This window comes from Spongiibacter sp. UBA1325 (assembly GCF_002306875.1).
Classification (GTDB): domain Bacteria; phylum Pseudomonadota; class Gammaproteobacteria; order Pseudomonadales; family Spongiibacteraceae; genus Spongiibacter; species Spongiibacter marinus.
In genome coordinates this window covers 187,128-207,849 of record NZ_DBTD01000004.1, presented here as the reverse complement: position 1 = coordinate 207,849, position 20,722 = coordinate 187,128, and the positions used below count along the sequence as shown (strand labels likewise).

The following is a 20,722-nucleotide window of genomic DNA, read 5'->3' as shown; positions in this document are numbered from 1 at the left end:
CCGCAGACAAGCTCAACGCAAACTGTCGTTGAGCTTGTCTAATACCTTCTGACCGGGGCAAAGCTCTGCCTCGGTCAAGGCCTGCAACGGTGTCTTGCTGGTACCGATAATTTCATGCAGGTCCTGAGAATCCTCATCCATATACAACAGCCCGGTGAGAATTTGCTCTTTGGCTCGGTAATCCTTTATCAAGCGCAACGCCGAGCGCCGGCTGTTTAGGTCCAGCTCTGGATCCGCCTTGCGAAGCTGCACCACTGAGCCGTCATGCAGCGTTACCGCCTTGCTTTCACCCTCGGCATAACTGGCCGAAATTTCCTGCTTAAACGGAACATAATCCACCGTCCCCGTCGCCGCCAAGTGGTCGCGCACATACTCATACCCCTTGGTCGAAGCCGGATTATTATTAAAGGTGACACAGGGTGAGATCACATCGATAAAGGCAAAACCGCGGTGACTGATCGCTGCCTTGATCAACGGCACGAGTTGCTCGCGATCCCCCGAGAAGCTCCGCGCAACAAAGCTGGCACCGAGCTGCAGGGCGATGCTGGCCAGGTCGATGGCCTCAAAGGGATTGGGCTCACCCTTTTTACTGGCCGAGCCAACATCGGCGGTCGCGGAGTCCTGCCCCTTTGTTAAACCGTAGCAGCCGTTGTTCTCGACCACGTACATCATATTCACGTTGCGACGCACGGCGTGAGTGAACTGCCCCATACCAATGGATGCTGAATCGCCGTCACCTGAGACGCCAACGTAGATTAAGTCGCGGTTCGCCAGGTTCGCACCTGTCGCGACCGATGGCATGCGGCCGTGAACCGAGTTGAAGCCGTGAGAATTGCCGAGAAAGTAGGTGGGTGTCTTCGAGCTGCAGCCAATACCGGAAAGTTTGGCCACCTTGTGTGGGGCGATGGATAACTCGAAACAGGCCTGCACAATCGCCGCGCTAATCGAATCGTGGCCACAACCCGCACAGAGTGTCGATAGCGCGCCTTCATAATCCTTGCGGGTAAAACCCAACTCGTTAATCGGCTGCTCTGGATGGCGGAAACTCGGGCGTAAATAGGTCATTACACGGTCTCCTTGGCGGCGCGCAGCGGTTGTACTTTGTTCTCGTCAAGGTGGCGACAAATATCGCTCTCAATCTGCCGAGCGGTAATCGGCATACCGCCGTAGTTTAAAATAGGCACTAAACGACGCGGCGATACCAGGCATTCGTTGACGATTAAGCTGCGCATTTGCGCGTCACGATTTTGCTCAATAATAAAAAGTTGCTTGTGGCTATCAATAAACGCGGCCACACAATCATCGAAGGGAAAGGCCTTTAACCGCAGCGTGTCGACGGCAATCCCCGCTCGCGACAAACTGTCTACCGCCTCTCGCGCTGCCTCGTGGCTGGTTCCGTAGTAAATCACCCCTACATCTGCAGCGCCGCTCGCGTTGCACTCCTCCGCTTTGGGCACCTTGGTGGATGCCGTTTGCCATTTCTTCAGCAGGCGCTGCATATTCAATTCGTATTGCGCGCTGTCTTCGGTGTACACGGCGTACTCGTCTCGGGAGGTGCCGCGAGTGAAGAATGCGCCCTTCTCCGGATGGGCACCGGGGTAGGTGCGATAGGGAATACCGTCGCCATCGGTATCGAGATACCGGCCAAAGCGCTCCGACATCGCCTCTAGTTGCTCGCCGCTGTACACCTTGCCACGACGGTATTCGCGCTGGTCATCCCAGCTCAACGGCGGCGACATACTGTCATTCATACCCAGATCCAAATCGCTCATCACAATCACTGGGGTCTGCAACTCTTCAGCTAAATCGAAAGCCTCCGCCGTCATGGAAAAGCACTCCTGCGCCGTGGCCGGAAACAACAGCACGTGTTTGGTATCGCCGTGGGAGGCATAGGCGCAAGCCATCACATCCGACTGCTGTGTTCGCGTCGGCATACCGGTAGATGGCCCGGCTCGCTGAACATTAATAAGCACACAGGGAATTTCGGCAAAATACGCCAGCCCCAAAAACTCACTCATTAGCGAAATTCCCGGGCCACTGGTTGCCGTAAATGCGCGGGCACCGTTCCAACTGGCACCAATCACCATGCCAATTGCCGCCAGCTCATCTTCAGCCTGCACAATGGCGTAGTTCTTATTGCCGCTGGCAGGATCAATGCGCAAGCGCTTGCAGTATTTATCAAAACCATCGACGACCGAGGTCGAGGGCGTAATGGGGTACCAGGCCGCAACGCTTGCGCCACCATAGATGGCCCCCAACGCCGACGCCGTGTTGCCGTCGATAAGGATCGCGTCACCCACGGCGTCGCGACGCTCCACGCGAATACCCAGCGGGCAGTCGATGCTCTCCGCAGCGTAGTGGTAACCCAGTTCCAGGGCCCGCACATTGGAAGTAATCAGCTTTTCCTTGCCCTGAAACTGGTCGGCCACCAGGCCGGTAAGCACATCAAACTCGATATCCAGCAGCGCGGCGAGCGCCCCCACATAGACCACATTGCGAAACAGCTGCTGCTGACGCGGATCGCTAAATTCCCGACGGCACAAGTCGCGAAGCGGAATACCAATGAAGGTAACATCACTGCGCAGTAAACGCAGGTCGAGAGGCTTGCTGGAGTCATAGAGGAAGTAACCTCCGGACTCTAATTCTTTGATGTCTTTCGCCATGCTCTGCGGATTCATGCAGACCATCATATCGATGCCGCCACGGCGACCGAGAAAGCCCTTCTCGTTCACCCGCACCTCGAACCAGGTCGGTAGCCCCTGAATATTAGAAGGAAAGATGTTTTTGGGGCTTACCGGCAGACCCATACGAAACAGCGCCTTGGCAAACATATTGTTGGCACTCGCCGAGCCGGTGCCGTTAACATTGGCGAATTTGATGACAAAATCATTGACCGCTTCGATACGCTTCATGGCTGTACTTCCTCGCCGGCTTTGCTGACGCTGTAATAAAACTGCTGCATATCCCAAGCCGCAGTAGGACAGCGCTCGGCACACAAACCGCAGTGCAGGCAGACATTTTCGTCTTTAACCATGGCCCTGCCAGTTGCGAGGTTGTCGGATACATAAATGGCCTGATCAGGATTGTTCGCAGGCATCCGCAGTTTCTGACGCAGCGTGCTTTCTTCGTCGTCGTTAACAACAAAGCTCAGGCAACTGGTTGGGCAAATATCCAAGCAGGCATCACATTCAATGCACAGCTTCTCGGTGAAGACAGTTTGCGCATCGCAATTCAGGCAGCGCTGCGCTTCGTGAAAGGCTGTTTCGGCATCGAAGCCTAACTCGACCTCCAGGCTGCGATCGGACAATGCCTGATCCAGGTTGGCGTGGGGAACACGATAACGGGCGTCATCTTCAATTTGATTGTCGTAGCTCCATTCGTGAATACCCATCTTCTGGCTGACCAAGGTCACCCCCGGCGGCGGGCGCTGTGTCACCGACTCGCCGCGGCAAAACAGGTCAATAGAAATCGCCGCTTGGTGGCCATGGGCAACCGCGGTAATCACATTTTCCGGACCAAAGGCGGCATCGCCACCAAAAAACACATTGGGCAGCGTCGACTGGAAGGTGTCCTTATCAACAACGGGCAATTGCCACTGATCGAACTCAATACCAATATCGCGCTCAATCCAGGGAAACGCATTCTGCTGACCGATGGCGACCAGCACATCGTCGCAGGCCATATCGACTGGCGGCTCGCCGGTGGGTATCAGTTGCCGCTTGCCGTCTTCATACACGGCCTTCACTTTTTCAAAGCGCATACCAACCAGCTTGCCGTCTTCAACAAGAAACGCCTTGGGGACATGGTTATCGTAGATCGGAATGCCTTCCTGCTGGGCGTCTTCCTTTTCCCAGGGTGAGGCCTTCATCTCTTCAAAGGGGCTGCGCACCACCACGCGCACGTCTTCGCCTCCCAAACGTCTGGCTGTTCGGCAGCAGTCCATGGCGGTATTCCCGCCGCCGAGTACCAGCACTCTGCGCCCAACTGTCTGCACATGACCAAACGCCACACTGGCCAGCCAATTGATACCAATGTGGATATTCGCGTCGGCGGCTTCGCGACCAGAAATATCTAAATCGCGTCCCATGGGCGCGCCGCTGCCAACAAACACCGCATCGTAATCGCTCTGTTCAAGCAGCGCCTTCAAACTGTCGACATAGTGCCTAAAGTGGCTGACCACCCCCATATGTAAAATGGTATCGACCTCTTCATTCAGCACCGACTCAGGGAGCCGGAACGCCGGTATCTGGCTGCGCATGAATCCGCCGCCCGCTGGCTGCTCGTCAAATAAGTCGATGTTGTAACCAAGAGGCATGAGGTCGCGGGCAACCGTCAGCGACGCCGGCCCGGCACCCACCAAGGCTATTCGCTTACCGTTTTTCTTTTTCGGGATGACCGGCAAGCGGTCCTGAATATCCGCCTTATTATCAGCAGCAACGCGCTTTAACCGGCAAATGGCAACAGGCTCTTCTTCCACCCTGCCGCGCCTGCATGCGGGTTCACAGGGGCGGTCACAGGTGCGCCCAAGCACACCGGGAAAGACATTCGACTCCCAGTTAACCATATACGCATCGGTATAGCGCTGAGCCGCGATCAGGCGAATATATTCGGGAACGGGGGTATGGGCAGGACAGGCATATTGGCAATCCACCACCCTGTGGAAATACTCCGGGTCTTTTACATCGGTCGGTTTCAATGTTCCCCCTGAATACTATTCTTATTTGGGTTTGAGGAATCAAAAAACGTCTTGTTAGTGGCGATTACAGCATAGCGATATTAAAAATTCATTAGAAAAATGGCGCCATTCCGAGAATGCTGTCGACAGTGAGGCGCCAGCTAGAAACGGGAGCCTGCTAACACGCAACGAATTGCACCTGCTGGAGGTCATTTTTGCCTCTAACGAGGCGAAGGAAGCGAGGTTTGGCGGACCCAAATAAGCCACCGACAACAGGGCTGGAGGCAATTATGGCTATCTAAAGAGACAGGCCCCGCGAGTGCAACCCGGTCGCACTGCGGGGAAAAGATTAGCTGGATTTTTTAACAAACTTACTAATGATCACAATGCGCGTGCCATTGACACGCCCTTCAATATGCTCGGGGTTGTCGCTAAGGGAGATATTGCGAACGGCAGTGCCGCGTTTGGCGGTGAAACTGGTGCCTTTGACGTTAAGGTCTTTGATCAGGGTAACGCTATCGCCGGCCTGAAGTACCGCACCGTTGGCGTCAACAGTTGCCACCTGGTCGCTATCGGCCAGCCCTGCGTCGGCCCATTTCTGCAGGGGCTCATCAAGAAACACCATATCCAGCAGGTCTTGCGCCCAGGGCTCGCTACTCAGGCGATGTAACATTCGATAGGAAAGCACCTGAACAGCGGGTTCAGTGCTCCATACACTTTGATTCAGGCAGTGCCAGCGCGCCGCTTGCAGGGCATCGTCACCGGCAATCTGCGCAAGGCATTCATCACAAACTACCACCGACGCTGGCTGCTCTGAACCGCTAACCTCATACGCGCTGAGCCCGTCACTACTGCCACACAGCTCGCACTGTCCCTGGCTGCGCTGCATTAACGCCTGATCGATTGCCATGATTGCCTCCAAGCAAAAGCCGCGCATTATAAACGATCTGCAGCCGCTGCGGTGAAGGCGCTGACAATCAGCCAGCCGCGCGGTCGTTACTGTCTGCCTCAGCACTAGCGTCGACGGGTGTCAGTACTGGCGTGTCGTGTTTTTTAACATGGCTTGCGCCGATAAACTGGCCTCCCGACTCAATGGCCAGCTCGCGCACCCGGATATCGCCATTCACCTGCCCTGACGCCACAATTTCAATGTAGTCGGCATCAACCTTGCCATCGAGCCTGCCGCTCACTAGCACACGCTTGGCCTTTATATCGCCCTTAAAATGCCCGCTCACACCGATGGTCACGTCAGCCTGCGAGGTGATATTGCCGTCTACCGAGCCATCTAAGTGAAAGCTGTCTTTTAACTCGAAGTCCCCGACGAAATGGGTCCCCGCAGCGATAATCGTCGTTCGGGCAGGGCTGTCTGATCTCTTACTGTTTTTGCTAATGAGTCCCACTTTATCCTCTCCTCGCGCTTGAAAAGCCCGTCATAGTTTTCCAGCGACCACTCCATAAAACTTCGCGGAGCCAGACGCCGATGCAAGTGGCGAACTTCGTAGTGCAAATGGGGAGCGCTGGACAAGCCCGTATTCCCGCTGTAACCAATCAGCTCTCCCTGCTTTACATAGTCGCCAACAGCCACTGTCGACTTACTTAAATGTCCGTATACCGTGGTAAAGCCAAAGTTATGACTCAACTTCACCATCTTTCCAAAACCGCCATCGTTGTACCCCGCCCACTCCACAACACCATTGGCCGTAGCATACACCGGGGTACCGATGCGGGCGCGCAGATCGGCCCCGCCATGCAATTTCATTTTCCCCAATACCGGGTGCTTTCGCATACCGTAGAAGCTCGTGACTTTGGCCTCTTCCAGCGGGTAGCCACTGGGAATGGCAGTGAGCATATAGCGCTTCTCCTGCGCTGTTTGGCTTGCGGTATCCAAGCGAAATTCGATCTCGGCATCCGGATTAGGAGACAGGCCCATCATCGCCTCAATGCTGCCTAATTCCTCGCCCATCATAGACAGGGCTGCCACTTTTTCTTCAACGGAATTTTGCAGTCGTTGCTGCTCTTGCAGTAAAGCCGTATTCTCTGCGCGAATTTCGGATTGCTGGACATGAAGGCGAGAAAGCTCTTGGTCCATTGCATCGAGCTTATTGCTGAGTACGTAAATAGCCAGCACACCGCCGGCAAATAACAGCCCAAGCACAGCAACGAAGCCCGTGGCAAGGTGCTTAATAAATTGTGGTACGCGATAATGCCGCGTTCGCTCAAAACTCGTAACGGTTATTTGGTAGTGATCCCGCATAGCCAACCTGTCATCGCTGCACCGATTTAGGGCGCAATTAGTAGGGACGCCCCGGAGTGTGCACCCGCTCAAAACGGTGAGCGAGATGCGCAAAATGAGGCAATACTACACAAAGACTGACCAACGGGACAATCTTCGCGACCACCGCCCGACAGATCCACGGCCGTTGCGGTGCGCTTTCGCCCAACAGCAACGCACGATATGTGCCAATAATGACAGAACGATTACCTCTGCCTATGAAGCAACTGCCATTGGTCACCAACCCTGTCTACAGCTATTCCTTTGATCAAAAGCACCGCTTTCCGATGGAAAAGTTTGGCCTGCTAAATCAGTATTTAGCCGGTCAACATATTCTCTCTCCAAGCAACGTCTATCGGCCGGGAAAAGCCCGACCCGAGCTGTTGCAACTCGCTCACTGCGGTGACTACATCAAGCGCTTCACCAGCAATACCCTGGACAAACAGGCCTCGCGGCGCCTGGGACTGCCCTGGAGCGAGGGCTTGGTTACGCGCAGCTGGATCTCGCCGAATGGCAGTTTCTTGACCGCTCAGTTGGCCCTGCGCCACGGCATCGCCTGCCACCTTGCCGGGGGCACTCACCACGCCCATCGCGACTTCGGCTCTGGCTTTTGCGTATTCAACGACTTGGCTGTCGCCGCTAAAGCCCTGCTTGCTCAGGGCCGGGTGAAGCGCTTGTTGATCTTTGATTGCGACGTTCATCAGGGCGATGGCACGGCCACCATTCTCGCTGACGAGCCCGCCGCCTTTACCTGCTCCGTACACGGTGCGAAAAATTTTCCCGCGCGCAAAGCCTGCAGCGATCTGGATGTTGAGGTGGCCAGCAACTGTGAGGACGATCAATACCTGAGTATTGTCAGCGACACCCTGGAAACGGCATTGGCCAGCGCCCGCCCGGAGCTGGTGATTTACGATGCTGGCGTGGATATCTATGCCGGCGACCCACTGGGCCTGCTAAAGGTCAGTGAAAACGGCATTCGCCAGCGCGACCGCATGGTCATCGAGCGCTGTCGCTCAGCGGGCATCCCAGTTGCAACAGTCATTGGCGGTGGCTACGACGATGATCGCAAGGCACTGGCCAGACGACACGCCATCGTTGTTGAAGAAGCCCAGCGCCGCTTTTTGCAAGAGCAATAAAAAGGGCGGCTAACAAGCCGCCCTGCAGGGGGTCGCCGAAACGCTTAGGGGATCAAACCACCCAGTAGACCTTTCAGGGTATCTGTCAGCAGTGCCAGCGGGTCTGCCCCCGGCTGCTGGGAGACAGCCGACTGAAGCTGATCCACTGCCGAACAGAGTACTGCTAGCGGCGTCCCCTCTAGCGGGCACCCGCCACCACTTAACGCCGACGCAATGGGATCCAGCAGCAAGTCCAGGGGCGTGCCAGTCAACCCACCATCACTACCGCCGCCCTGCAACGCCGCAGCCAGTGACTCGAGTGGAGCAAGCAGAGCATCGAGAGGCGTACCCGTGGGGCCAGCGCCAGAACCGCCGCCATTCACACTGTCGCTCAGCACCTCACCCAATGGGGTCAAAATGGTATTCACGCCAGCGAATAACTGTGCTGCGGCACCACCAAACAACTGATCAAAGGTGGGTGCCAGCACAACCGCCAAACCACCGAGAAGCTGTGAACTTAACGCTTCGACACCGCTATTGATCTGGTCGGACACAACACCCTGCTGCCCGGCCTGCTCTTCGATAAACGTGACTGGAACAATGTCGGTCAGTACATTTTTTAGCAGGTGCTCAACGGTCTGCGACACGCGAAATGCCGTCAATACGCCGTTGCCACTGTCCAGGGCCACCACGGTATTATCAAGGTCGGCGAAGGTCACACTCAGGGTTGTCAGTGCGCCACCCAAGACCGGCGCCGACATCACCTCGGCCGGCAAATTGCTCAAACCTTCTTCGAATGCATCGCTTAACTGGCCGGTGAGTACGGTCAGTGCGGTCAGGTCGAGATCGCCATCAGCGCTGCCACCACCACCGGCATTCAGCAGCGGTGCAAGGGCTTCACCCAAGGGCGCCAGGGGTGTTCCGGCAAGTGGGTTGTCACCGCCGGGGCTAGCGCTACCGTCGCAATCGCCCTGCCCTGCAAGCGACATTAACAACCCCGGCAAATCAGCCAGTAGCTCGTTGCTCGCCAGCTGCACATTCTCCGCCGCTGCCGCAAAGGCTTGCTGCGGATCCGCCGCCGACTCGGGGTTTACGGCGGCGAGCACCGCGTCCAGAATATCGACAGTATCTTGCGCGACGACTTGATCCAGACAACTGATGCTGGCTTCTAACGGCGTGCCTTCAGCTGCCGACGCCAAGCCACCAAACACCTGCTCAGACAGGGGCTGCTGAATCACATCCAGCGGTCCTTCTACTCCCTGATAACGGCTTGTCTCATCTCCGCCATCATTTGAGCCGCCGTTGTCGGAGCCCGACCCGGACCCGCCGCCATCAGAACCACCATCATTGCCGCCATCACCGGAGCCGCCGTCATCGGCGCCATTACCGCCATCGGGAATACTGCTGGGGTTATTACTGCTACTGCTGCTCGAGCCTCCGCAGGCACTAAGTGCCAAGCTGACACTGAATGCCAGTATGAAGGCGCGATATAATGAGGATAATTTCAACATAGGCTTTACTCCCTTAAGTCGCCATTGGGTACAGAAAGGCTCTGCACCCGGCGCCGATCATCGTTTTCCCTTCCCGACGCCACACTGTATTCAACCAATACGGCACTGTTTTCGATGTACGGAAAAACCGAGTTATTCATAGTCGCGGGCAAAAAAAAGGCGACCTGTTGGCCGCCTTTTCATCACTGACGCGAAGCGCTTAGCCCAGACCGCCCAACAGGGGGCCCAGAATGGTGTCGAGCAAATCTGTCAACAGATCCAGTGGGTTACCGCCACCACCAAGACCGGATAACAGGCCATCAACCACGGTGCAAAGCGGGTTCAGAGGCGTTTCTGCCAAGGGGCAAGAACCACCGCCGCCCAATGCTGAAGCCAGCGGGTCGAGCAACAGGTCAAGCGGTGTGCCAGTCAGGCCGTCGCCACTACCGCCACCAGTCAGGGCAGCAAATACACCTTCCAGGGGTGCCAGCAAGGCATCGAGAGGTGTGCCAGTTGGGCCAGCGCCAGAGCCGCCTGAAGCCAGACCGCCAGTAATCGCCTCACCAATCGGTGTCAGCAGCATGTTCAAACCGCTAAACAGTGGATCCAGAGCGCCACCGAACAGTGCACCGAATGCAGGGTCCAGCACCGCGCCAAGACCGTTGTCCAACTGCGCCGTTACCTGACCGATACCATCTTTAATCTGGCTGCTAACCGCACCGGGCTGACCAGCTTGCTCTTCGATGAACTCGACAGGAACAACTTGAGTCAGCAGGTTGCTGAGCAAGTTATCCAGAGTCGTCGCGATAGCGCCAGCCGTCTCGTCGCCAGAGGCATCGTCGAGGGCACCAATAGTCGTGTCCAAATCGTTAAAGGTCGTTTGCAGGGTAGTCAGCAGACCACCAAGAACTGGCGCGTCGGCCACTTCTGCGGGCAGATTGGCCAGACCTTCGTTAAATGCTGAAGACAGTTGATCAGTCAGTGCTTGCAGCGCTGTCAGATCCAGGTTTTCACCATTGCCAAAACCGCTGCCGCCTGCTGCAGTTAGCAGCGGAGCCAACGCGTCACCCAGCGGGGCAAGAGGGGTACCTGCCAGCGGGTTGCTGCCCATCGGTGCGCCACTCGGGCCAGTACAGTCGCCCTGCCCTGCCAGAGAAGTCAGCAATACCGGCAAATCTGACAACAGCTCCGTTACTGCCAGCTGGGCATTCGTTGCAGCATCGGCAAACGCTTGCTGGGGATCATTGATCGAGTCGGGGTTAACCGCGGCCAGGATACTATCGAGAATATCCACTGTGTCTTGGACAACAACTTGATCCACACACTGCACAGCGCCTTCCAGCGGTGTGCCAGCGGCTGCAGAGGCAATTTGCCCCAGCACTTGCTCAGACAGCGGCTCTTGAACCATGTCTAATGGGCCTTCTACACCTTGGTAGGTCGCTTGCTCGCCCGAGCCGCCTGAGCTCGAACCGCCACCACCGCCGCCACCGCAAGCGGTAAGAAGCACCGCAGCGCTTAGGCCGAGCAGGCCAGCGCGATTAAATTTATTAAGTTTGAACATGTTCTGTAACTCCGTAAAAACAGGTATCGAGGTGCCTGCCAACAATAGGGGGAGAGCTGTGCATTCACACCGCCATGCCAACGCCGAAGCGCCTCATCCACTGATGGGGCATGTGTGTACATTGAACCAGCAGTGGGAAATAGGCGAAGTAAGGGAAAACCGAAGTAGACGCGGAAAACCCCGCGCTTTTTGAGACCTGCATCACAAAAAAACGAGTTAACTAAGCTGCCACTCTGCTCACTGTGACACAAACCCACAGTTCACACGCTTCCCTTCTTCGCGGCAGTCGCCATAATACCGTTTTGGCAAAGGGAAAGGCTATGACAATTGTAAACTCCGATTGGGACCTGCCCGCCCCGTTCACCCAAAGCCTGAGTGTCAGCCGCGAAGATATTGACGGCCTCGGCCATGTGAACAACGGTGTGTACGTGAGCTGGTGCCAGCGGGTTGGCTGGCAACATTCCGTTGAGCTGGGGCTAAATCTGGACGACTACCATCAGCTCGATGCCGCAATGGTTATTCGGCATGCGGAGTATGACTATGTCGCTGCAGCTTTTTTAGATGAAGAGTGCGAAATGGCCACGTGGTTAACGGCTAGCGACCAGCGCCTTACGATGGAGCGACGCTTTCAATTAAAACGCTCTCGCGACGGCGCTACCCTTCTTCGGGCGCGCTGGCAGCTGGTATGCATTCGGCTGAGCAACGGCAAGCCGCGCCGCATGCCGCCGGTATTTAACCAGCGCTACGGACCAGCGGTTATCGCCACAGAAACGTAATTCACAGCCTCCAGATAGCGTGTAGAATGTAGCAACCCTGTAGAATAAAGAGAGATACAAGTGAGCCAACAATACGCAGAACACCCCGCCATGTTTCGCAACAAGCCATTCGGCTTCATTCTCGCGCTGCTGTTGGTGCCGGTTGGGATTGGCATTTTGATCCTGCTTTATTGGTACCTTAAGTGCAAAGCCACTCGCCTTGAAATTAATGGCAACGAGATCGTGCTTGAGCAGGGCCTGCTGAACAAAGACCGCACCGAGCTCAACACGTCGAGTATTCGCACTGTTAAAATCAGTCAGTCTCTAATGAACCGCTTGTTCGGCGTTGGCACCCTGAGCATCTTTACGGCGGGTGACAAGGCCGAGGTACAGGCTAGCGGCATGCCCCGCCCCGAGGTATTCAGGGAACTGGTAAAAGCCAGCCAAGTTGACGAGCAATGAGCACAGACCGCCAGCAAGTCTTAAAAATTGGCGGCCTACTACTTGGATTGCTGCTCCTGCTGGGCGCTGCAACAGCTATGATGCTGCCATTGGTTGCCGGCTTCATTGACCAGCACTTCACCCCCGGCCTCGACTTGCGCAATGCCGCCGTCATCGCTTTTTTTGTCACGGTGGCCACCTTAGTCGTGTTCGCCTTTGCGGCAGGGGATGGCCTGCTCGGTGAGCTGCAGTTCATGCTTGGCGGCTTTGTGAGCTTCTTCCTGATATTTTGGCTATTCATTGCCTGGATATTTTAGTGTTGCAACTCAGCGACTTGGTCGCCCTTATTCTTCTTTGCATAGTGCTCTACCACCTCTGGGCATCGGTCGGGGTACGAGAGCACTGCCTGATCGCTGTTAAGCGACACTTGGCCGCACATCAGCTGCAGTTACTCGATGAAAATATTGCGCTCCGCGCACTGTGGTGGAAGCGCAATCGCAGGGGGCAGATTCATGTGTGGCGCCGCTATCATTTCGAGTTCAGCGCTCAAGGTGACGAGCGCTATCAGGGCCGCATTATTACTCTGGGCAAGCATATTGAAAATATTGAGCTGCAAGCACACCGGCTTCCCGACGAGAGACTTCACTAGCTATGCACGGGCACACTCCCTATTCTGAAGACCAACGGGTAAGCGCCCGTACCCTGCTAGAGCTGCTACCCTACCTCCGCCCCCATATGCCGCGCATCGGCCTGGCACTGCTGTGCCTCATCGCGGCAAAGCTGGCCAGTGTCGGCCTGCCCTTTGCCTTAAAACATATCGTCGACTACCTGGACACCAGCGGGCTGAACGCACTGACACTTGCACCGATCGGCCTGCTGCTGGCCTACGGCGGTCTGCGCTTTGCCAACGTATTATTCGGCGAGCTACGCGATACTCTGTTTGGCCGCGTTACTGAGCGTGCGATGCGGCGCATTGGTCTGTCGGTATTCAAGCACCTGCACCAACTGGACCTGGATTTTCACCTAAACCGCCGCACTGGCGGCCTGTCTCGCGATATCGAACGCGGCACCAATGGCATCAGCTTTTTACTGCGCTTTATGGTGTTTAACATCGTGCCGACATTTATTGAGATCGGCATGGTATTGGTACTACTGGGCTGGCAATACAGCGTGTATTACGCCCTGATCGTACTTCTGGCCGTGGTGAGTTATGTCGGGTTTTCCGTGGTGGCAACAGAGTGGCGCACCGGCTTTATACGCCGTGCCAATGTTGCCGAATCGCGCAGCAGCAGTCGCGCTGTCGACAGCCTGCTCAACTTCGAAACCGTGAAATACTTTGGCAATGAAGACTACGAAGCCCAGTGCTACGACAACGAGCTGGCGCAGTGGGAGCGAGCGAGACGTCAGAACCGTCTCAGCCTGTTTGCCCTGAACGCCGGCCAGGCCTTTATCATTGCAACCGCGATGACATCGGCAATGCTGCTGGCCGCCAAAGACACCCTGTCGGGCAGCATGACCATCGGCGATTTTGTGTTGATCAACGCCTTTATGATGCAGATTTTCATGCCGCTGAATTTTCTTGGCTTTGTCTACCGGGAAATGAAAGGCTCAATGGCGAATATTGAAGCGATGTTCGCCCTGCTGCGCCAACGTGCCAGCGTTACCGATAAGGCCGGCGCGCCCTCGCTATCGGTTCGTGATGCAGAACTGGAGTTCAGCCAGGTTTGCTTTGCTTACGACCGCGACCGGCAGATTCTCCGCGATATTAGTTTCCGCCTACCGCCGCGCAAAAAAGTCGCCATCGTCGGCAGCAGCGGCGCGGGCAAGTCCACCTTACTGAAACTTTTATTTCGTTTTTACGATGTCGACAGCGGGCAAATTTTAATCGATGGCCAGAACATCGCCACCGTCAGCCAACAGTCGCTGCGCAGTGTTCTCGGCATCGTCCCCCAGGATACCGTGCTATTCAACCAGAGCATCCGCGACAATATCCGCTACGGCCGGGTCGATGCCAGCGATGAGGACATCGACGAAGCCATTCGCCTTGCCCACTTGCAAGACTTTATTCAAAGCCTACCCGCTGGTGCCGACACGCTGGTGGGCGAGCGCGGCTTAAAATTATCAGGCGGCGAGAAACAGCGCGTGGCAATTGCCCGGGCGCTACTCAAGGGCGCGCCAATTATTGTCTTTGATGAAGCCACGTCCTCACTGGACAGCAAGTCAGAGCAAGCCATTCTTGCCGCCATGCGAGACATTGCCAGACAACACAGTATGCTTGTGATCGCGCACCGGCTATCGACCATTGTCGATGCCGATACCATTGTGGTGCTGCACGAGGGCCGTATTGTTGAGCAGGGTAATCATCAACAATTGCTTGCAGCCGAGGGCCACTATGCTCAACTATGGTCACTACAACAACGCCAGCGGCAAGGCGACTAAGGGCCGAGAAAAGGCTCGAGACACAACAATAAAATTCAGCAGGGGGTAGCACTATGCACCAGCTTTCCGGCCAAGATGCCATGTTCATCCATACCGAGGCAGCGGGCATACCGCAGCATATCAGTAGCCTCGGCATTTACGACCAATCCAGCGCCGACGGCGGTTTGGTTCGCTTCAAACAGATTATTGAGTTAATCAGCGCCCGGGCGCCGCTGTCACCGATCTTCACCCGCCAACTGCAGCGCGTGCCCTGGGGCCTGGACCAGCCGTGGTGGGAAGAAGTCGAAGACCCCGATGTCGAACGCCATATCCACCACATGGCACTACCCAAGCCAGGTGATTGGCGGCAGCTGTGTATTCTCGCTGCCCGTATCCACTCGCGCCCGCTCGATATGGAAAAGCCGCTGTGGGAAATGTACGTCATCGAGGGCCTGGACAACGTCCCCGGACTCCCGGAGAACTGCTTCGCAGTGCTGCTAAAAGTTCATCATGCCTCTATGGATGGCGCCACGGGGGCGCGTCTGCTTCCCCTGCTGCATGACCTCAGCCCAACCGTTGAAGATATCCCGGTGCCGGACACTGAGCATGAATCCATGCTTACTCGAAGCGACATACTGAAGAAGGCCGCAGCAAATAATCTGCGCAAACCCCTTAAGACCGCCAAACTGGTGGGCAACTTGGTGCCCGCCTGGCAGCGTATCCGCCGCGGTAGGAAAGAGAATGACTTCCGAAGCCTCGACGACAAGCAGCGCACGCGCTTTCAGGGAAAACTGTCCCCCCACCGCGTGGTCGACTCTGTGAATTTTGACTTCGCCGAGCTACGCAGCATCAAACAGCACTGCGAGGGCGCCACGATTAATGATGTGATGCTGTGCATCGTGTCTGGCGCGCTGCGTCACTACCTCAGCGCCAAGGGGGAATTACCGGAAAAAACCCTGGTTGGCGGCTGCCCCATTGATGTGCGCAGCGCCGCCGAGCAAAACAGCGGCGGAAATATGGTCGGCTTTATGACCGTGTCACTGTGCAGCACCATCGCCGACCCTATGGAGCGCCTGACCCACATTCAGCAAGCCTCGCTGGAGTCCAAAGCCTATGCCAACGCGCTGGGGCCTCGTGTTGCGGTGGATGTCACCGATGTATTACATGGCGGAGTTCTGCAGCTCGCGCTGCGCGCCGCCTCAAGTACAGGCCTGTCCGAGGCAGCGGTAATCTTTAACACCGTGATAACCAACGTTCCCGGCCCGCGCGAGCAGCTGTATTTCTGCGGCGCCCGCTTAGTTAATGGCATGAACTTTGGACCGCTGTTGCCCAACGTCGGCCTGTTCCACATTGTCTATTCCAGCGTGCAAAACAAGCGCGGCATCATCGCCCTGTCGTTTACCGCCTGTCGCGATATGATGCCCGACCCCGACTTTTACCGGGAGTGCATCCAGCGCGCTTACGACGAGCTGCACGAAAGCGCATTAGCCAGTACCGCAGAGCCGGCATAAGTTACCGCGAGTACGCATTAAAGCACTATGAATAATAGCCACGACCTGCGACTCATCATCGAGTCGCGCATCCCGATTATTGTTATCGAAACCTGGGAGGAGCGCCGAGCACTGACCCTGCTGAGCAAACTCGGCGTTCAACTCGCGAAACCGCTCTATGCCTGGTCAGCGAGCGACGGTTTGCGGCGTGCCGACCTCGTGGACTCACCATCGCTGCCGCAAACAACGTCGCCAGAGGCTGCGCTCAAACATATTCGCGCCGCCAATTCACCGGGGCTATACGCCTTGTGTGACTTCCACCCGTATTTGGTCAATGAGCCGCTGAATGTACGCTTGATTAAAGACATTGCCATGCAAGCAGAGGCGGCAAAGCAGTGTCTTATTTTTATCAGTCATGCATTGCAGATTCCCGCTGAATTCAAGCGCATGACGGCGCGCTTCACGCTGTCGATGCCCGAAGACCACAAACTGCTCGCCGCGATTCACCGCGAAGCCCAGCAATTTGCCAAGGACAAGGGGCGCAAGGTCCGCACCGACCGCCGCGCCCTGGACAAGCTGGTCAGCAATCTTCGGGGGCTGCCACTGCAAGACGCGCGAAAACTGGCGCGCGGCGCCATCTATCAGGACGGCGCCATCACCGAGTCAGATATTCAGGCCGTCAACAAAGCCAAGTTTCAACTCCTGGATATGGACGGTGTTCTGAGCTTTGAATACGACACAGAGAGTTTTGCCCATGTCGGTGGCCTGCTGAAACTGCGCGACTGGTTGCAAAAACGTGAGGCTGCGTTTCTGCAACGCCAGACGGATGCGCCCAAGGGCATTATGCTGGTTGGCGTTCAAGGCGGTGGCAAAAGCCTGGCCGCCAAGGCCGTCGCCGGTATGTGGGGCCTGCCCTTGCTGCGCATGGATATGGGGGCGCTGTTTAACAAGTATTTTGGCGAGTCGGAGCGCAATGTCCGCGAGGCGCTTGCACTTGCCGAAACCATGTCACCCTGTGTGCTGTGGATAGATGAAATTGAAAAAGGCATTGTCGCCGATAGCAATGATGGCGGCACCGCCAAACGGGTGTTGGGCACCCTGTTAACGTGGATGGCAGAGCGCCAGCAAGCTGTTTTTGTCGTTGCAACCGCCAACGCCATCCAACACCTGCCGCCCGAATTGATCCGCAAAGGGCGCCTGGATGAAATATTCTTCGTCGACTTGCCCAAACCGACAATACGCGAAGACATCTTCGCCGTTCACCTGGAAAAACGCGGCTACTCAACCGACAGTTTTTCCTTGGAGGTACTGTCTGAGGAAAGCGCAGGGTTTACCGGCGCCGAGATCGAGCAGGCTATTGTTGCCGCGGGCTACACCGCAAACGCCCGCGACGAAGCGCTAAGCACCGCCCATATCGTCGGTGAACTGGGTAACACCGTGCCGCTGTCCATTACAATGAGTGAGCGTATTGACGCCCTTCGCCAATGGTGCAAGGAACGCGCGGTACCCGCCGATTAGCCCCGGCGCTACAAGCCGGGCTCGCGCGCCGCGACCTCACGCAGCACAGGCAGCAAGCCGTAGGCTTCAAACACGGCTTTGATCTGCTCATCATTGCCGGTGCGCTTGCTCTTGTTGCGCCGCTTTAACGACACCTCCTGGCTACCTGCAATCACTGGAAAACGCTGCATCCACACCCCACGCCCTTCCAACATGGTGCACACGGTACCCGCTTTCAGGCTCATGGCTTTCAACCATACGTCGTCGGCATTGGGAGCCAGACGGGAAAAGGCCTCAACGTCGTCAATGCTGTCGTCAAAACAACCGGGGAAATACAGCACACCACCCACGCCTGTGGGGAAAATCATTAGCGAGCTGTCGCGGTCATCATTGCGCCGCCACCATTGCTTATAGGGCAGCAGCTCGCCCTTTTCGTCTAAGCGGATACGGTGGCCGCGCGTACAGTGAATCTCATTGGGCGCTTGTAAGTGAGCGCGATAGAGCTGGTCGACCATGTCCTGTGGGTAAAGAATATCGTCGTCAACCGTGAGTAATAACGCCTCGGGGTATTTCTGCAGGGCGTAGAAGAACTTGGTATAGGGGCCGAGATCTTTCTCAACAAACTCGATGTCCAGCCCGCGCGCGCATTGACGCTTCAGAATTGCCGGAATATCAGCATCGCTGAACTCCTCGGCAGACAGCCACAACACGATACGGTCCGGTTTATGGGACTGCTGAAGCAGACTCTCAATCGTTAAATACACATCGTGAATGCGCTTGCTGAAACTGGTTAGCGAAACAACGATGGGGCGCGGCGTATTTTCCGCCACACCCCGTTCTGTGCGATGCAAGGCATCGGCCTCAAAGCGCTGGGTCAAGGCCTCAACCCGGCGGTCAATCGCCTCGGCCAATGCGCGTTTTTGGCGCTTTTCCTGGCGGAGTTTTTTCAACATCGTGTAATGATTCCCGTAATCTCTGTCAGAGCGATGGCGTCGCCCAGCTGTGTCACTGTATGCTGCGCACTGTATCAAACCGTGAACAACTATGCCCTTACTTGCTCTACAACACCTTTGCTGCCCCATTGATGGCGAGGCCATGCAGCGCAGCGATCAACAGTGGCGCTGCCCGCGCGGTCACAGCTTTGATATTGCTCGCCAAGGTTACATCAACTTGCTGCCGGTACAGCACAAAAAATCCAAGGACCCCGGCGACAGCAAAGCCATGGTCAATGCGCGCAAGCAATTTTTGGATCGCGGTATATACCGGCCCATTGCCGATGCCATCACTCAGTTATTGCTCGACGAATTTGGTGAGGCAGCGTCATGCAGCGTCCTGGACGCCGGCTGCGGCGATGGCTACTACCTCAACACACTCGCACAAGCGCTGGTCGACCGGGGCGGCAACGTCACGGCAATCGGCCTGGATATTTCAAAGTGGGCGCTGCGTTGCTGCCTGCAGCGCAACCGCTCACTAAACGGCATTGTTGCCAGCAATCGCAGCGTGCCGCTGCCCACCTCCAGCCAGGACATTGTCCTCTGCGCCTTCGGTTTTCCGGTGTACAACGAATTTTCACGACTACTGCGCGACGGCGGCTACTACCTTCAGGTGGACAGCGGCCCCGACCACTTACTGGAATTGCGGGAAAAGCTGTACGCCGAATTGCGGCGCAGCGAGCCACCGAGCCTGGACAAGGCAGAACAACTTATCGGCCCCTTGCATAGGCGAGTGCGCGTCCACCAACAAACCCGCGCACTGTCACGCAGCGAGCTTGACGAGCTGCTAAGCATGACACCCCACAACTACCGCGCCCCCCACGAAGCTAGGCAAGCGCTGTTAAGCAGTGCACCGATATCACTAACCCTGGATGTAGAGCTGCGGTTATTGCGCTGCCATGGCGCTGTTGGGGAAGATCAGGGGAATGAATAGTGCCGCTCGCGGTCTATTGATCGCAGCGCACTGCTAAACCTCGCCCCAGCAGCGCTTGAAAATGGCACAAATGCCCCCACCATCGGGCACATAAGAATATTGTCACAGGTAGACCTTAAATGACCGAACACCAACACATCAGCCAGCTCCACGACTGGTTGAACAGCCAGATTATCGGCCAGCAGCAACTCACCCAACGCCTGCTTATTGCCCTGTTGGCAGACGGCCACCTGCTGGTTGAAGGCGCCCCCGGCCTGGCGAAAACCAAGGCGATCAAAACCCTCTCCGATGCCATTGAGGGCAGCTTCCAGCGTATTCAGTTCACCCCGGACCTGCTACCTGGCGATGTCACCGGTAGCGAAATCTATCGCCCCGAAACCGGCGTGTTTGAGTTCCAGCGCGGCCCCATATTCCACAATCTGTTGCTGGCCGACGAGATCAACCGGGCCCCGGCTAAAGTGCAGTCCGCACTGCTGGAAGCCATGGCGGAAAGGCAGGTCAGCGTCGGCAGCCACAGCTACGCCCTGGACTCCTTGTTCTTGGTAATGGCAACCCAAAACCCGCTTGAGCAAGAGGGTACCTACCCACTGCCAGAGGCTCAGCTCGACCGCTTCCTGATGCATGTCAATGTCGACTACCCCAGTGCAGAAGCCGAGCTGGCCATTCTGCGCAGCGTACGCAACGAGGCCCAGGGCGAGCAAAGCGCTGCGCCGCAAATCAGCCAGCAGGCGATATTCTCGGCAAGACAGCAGGCTTTGGATATTCATATGGCCGACGCCGTGGAGCAGTACATCGTGCAACTGGTCGTCGCGACGCGCAATGCCGGCCAGTGGGATCAACAGCTCGACCAGTGGCTCGATGTCGGCGCCAGCCCGCGAGCAACCATCGCCCTGGACCGCTGCTCGCGTGCCCATGCCTGGCTGGCCGGCCGAGACTACGTTAGCCCGGATGATGTCCAAGCTGTTGCCCACGACGTGCTCCGCCACCGTTTAATTATCAGCTTCGCCGCTGAGGCCGAGGGCGTTGCCCGCGACCAATTGATAGACCGACTGATTCATTGCGTACCCGTTGCCTAAACCGCT

The 20,722-nt window shown here is 56.6% G+C and carries 19 protein-coding genes; 10 read left to right on the top strand and 9 right to left on the bottom strand.

The window, feature by feature from the left end; translation table 11 throughout:
• Window positions 1-12: 12 nt before the first annotated feature.
• The 6 genes from B3K78_RS03845 to B3K78_RS03820 all read right to left on the bottom strand — a co-directional run bounded on the left by B3K78_RS03845 (window position 13) and on the right by B3K78_RS03820 (window position 6,929).
• On the bottom strand, window positions 13-1,065 hold the full coding sequence (locus B3K78_RS03845; RefSeq protein ID WP_204995133.1) for a 2-oxoacid:ferredoxin oxidoreductase subunit beta: 1,053 nt from the start codon (window positions 1,063-1,065) through the stop codon (window positions 13-15).
• The gene (locus B3K78_RS03840; protein WP_286694369.1) at window positions 1,065-2,912 is read right to left on the bottom strand and encodes a 2-oxoacid:acceptor oxidoreductase subunit alpha; all 1,848 of its coding nucleotides are present in this window, start codon (window positions 2,910-2,912) and stop codon (window positions 1,065-1,067) included. The genes B3K78_RS03845 and B3K78_RS03840 overlap by 1 nt, the downstream gene beginning before the upstream one ends.
• Entirely contained in the window at window positions 2,909-4,696 is a 1,788-nt protein-coding gene (locus tag B3K78_RS03835) for an FAD-dependent oxidoreductase (RefSeq protein ID WP_286694368.1), read from the bottom strand. The genes B3K78_RS03840 and B3K78_RS03835 overlap by 4 nt, the downstream gene beginning before the upstream one ends.
• A 328-nt stretch (window positions 4,697-5,024) precedes the next feature.
• Window positions 5,025-5,585, bottom strand: coding sequence for a PhnA domain-containing protein (locus tag B3K78_RS03830; RefSeq protein WP_286694367.1), 561 nt, complete (start codon window positions 5,583-5,585; stop codon window positions 5,025-5,027).
• 67 nt (window positions 5,586-5,652) lie between these two features.
• Window positions 5,653-6,075 carry a bactofilin family protein gene (locus B3K78_RS03825; protein WP_286694366.1) on the bottom strand — a complete coding sequence of 141 codons (423 nt, stop codon included), beginning with the start codon at window positions 6,073-6,075 and terminating at the stop codon, window positions 5,653-5,655.
• Window positions 5,979-6,929 carry a M23 family metallopeptidase gene (locus B3K78_RS03820; protein ID WP_286694365.1) on the bottom strand — a complete coding sequence of 317 codons (951 nt, stop codon included), beginning with the start codon at window positions 6,927-6,929 and terminating at the stop codon, window positions 5,979-5,981. Before B3K78_RS03820 ends, B3K78_RS03825 begins: the two co-directional genes overlap by 97 nt.
• A gap of 212 nt (window positions 6,930-7,141) precedes the next feature.
• Here B3K78_RS03820 and B3K78_RS03815 point away from each other — a divergent pair, with 212 nt between their 5' ends.
• Window positions 7,142-8,083: a histone deacetylase family protein gene (locus B3K78_RS03815; protein WP_286694364.1), complete on the top strand. Its 942-nt coding sequence runs from the start codon at window positions 7,142-7,144 to the stop codon at window positions 8,081-8,083.
• A 44-nt stretch (window positions 8,084-8,127) separates the two neighbouring features.
• On the opposite strand, the gene B3K78_RS03810 is transcribed toward B3K78_RS03815, so the two are convergent.
• A complete protein-coding gene (locus B3K78_RS03810) occupies window positions 8,128-9,573 on the bottom strand; it encodes a hypothetical protein (RefSeq protein WP_286694363.1) in 1,446 nt (481 codons plus the stop codon).
• 199 nt (window positions 9,574-9,772) lie between these two features.
• Window positions 9,773-11,113 carry a hypothetical protein gene (locus tag B3K78_RS03805; protein ID WP_286694362.1) on the bottom strand — a complete coding sequence of 447 codons (1,341 nt, stop codon included), beginning with the start codon at window positions 11,111-11,113 and terminating at the stop codon, window positions 9,773-9,775.
• A gap of 320 nt (window positions 11,114-11,433) precedes the next feature.
• On the opposite strand from B3K78_RS03805, the gene B3K78_RS03800 reads away from it, so the two are divergent.
• The 7 genes from B3K78_RS03800 to B3K78_RS03770 are packed head-to-tail and all read left to right on the top strand — an operon-like array spanning window position 11,434 to window position 17,735.
• Entirely contained in the window at window positions 11,434-11,889 is a 456-nt protein-coding gene (locus B3K78_RS03800) for an acyl-CoA thioesterase (protein ID WP_286694361.1), read from the top strand.
• Between the two features lie 60 nt (window positions 11,890-11,949).
• Window positions 11,950-12,330: a PH domain-containing protein gene (locus tag B3K78_RS03795; protein ID WP_286694360.1), complete on the top strand. Its 381-nt coding sequence runs from the start codon at window positions 11,950-11,952 to the stop codon at window positions 12,328-12,330.
• Window positions 12,327-12,626: a hypothetical protein gene (locus B3K78_RS03790; protein ID WP_286694359.1), complete on the top strand. Its 300-nt coding sequence runs from the start codon at window positions 12,327-12,329 to the stop codon at window positions 12,624-12,626. The genes B3K78_RS03795 and B3K78_RS03790 overlap by 4 nt, the downstream gene beginning before the upstream one ends.
• Window positions 12,626-12,958, top strand: coding sequence for a DUF3301 domain-containing protein (locus B3K78_RS03785; RefSeq protein ID WP_286694358.1), 333 nt, complete (start codon window positions 12,626-12,628; stop codon window positions 12,956-12,958). The genes B3K78_RS03790 and B3K78_RS03785 overlap by 1 nt, the downstream gene beginning before the upstream one ends.
• Window positions 12,959-12,960: 2 nt before the next feature.
• Window positions 12,961-14,748 (top strand): ABCB family ABC transporter ATP-binding protein/permease, encoded by a 1,788-nt coding sequence (locus tag B3K78_RS03780; protein WP_286694357.1) that lies wholly within the window; start codon window positions 12,961-12,963, stop codon window positions 14,746-14,748.
• A 53-nt stretch (window positions 14,749-14,801) separates the two neighbouring features.
• Entirely contained in the window at window positions 14,802-16,238 is a 1,437-nt protein-coding gene (locus B3K78_RS03775; RefSeq protein ID WP_286694356.1) for a wax ester/triacylglycerol synthase family O-acyltransferase, read from the top strand.
• Window positions 16,239-16,265: 27 nt separating this feature from the next.
• Window positions 16,266-17,735 (top strand): AAA family ATPase, encoded by a 1,470-nt coding sequence (locus B3K78_RS03770; RefSeq protein WP_286694355.1) that lies wholly within the window; start codon window positions 16,266-16,268, stop codon window positions 17,733-17,735.
• A gap of 8 nt (window positions 17,736-17,743) precedes the next feature.
• Here B3K78_RS03770 and B3K78_RS03765 read toward each other — a convergent pair whose 3' ends face one another.
• A complete protein-coding gene (locus B3K78_RS03765; RefSeq protein WP_036256621.1) occupies window positions 17,744-18,667 on the bottom strand; it encodes a glycosyltransferase family A protein in 924 nt (307 codons plus the stop codon).
• A gap of 91 nt (window positions 18,668-18,758) precedes the next feature.
• Here B3K78_RS03765 and B3K78_RS03760 point away from each other — a divergent pair, with 91 nt between their 5' ends.
• Both B3K78_RS03760 and B3K78_RS03755 read left to right on the top strand, forming a co-directional pair.
• The gene (locus B3K78_RS03760; RefSeq protein ID WP_286694354.1) at window positions 18,759-19,640 is read left to right on the top strand and encodes a putative RNA methyltransferase; all 882 of its coding nucleotides are present in this window, start codon (window positions 18,759-18,761) and stop codon (window positions 19,638-19,640) included.
• Window positions 19,641-19,759: 119 nt separating this feature from the next.
• Window positions 19,760-20,716, top strand: coding sequence for an AAA family ATPase (locus tag B3K78_RS03755; RefSeq protein WP_286694353.1), 957 nt, complete (start codon window positions 19,760-19,762; stop codon window positions 20,714-20,716).
• Window positions 20,717-20,722: the final 6 nt, after the last annotated feature.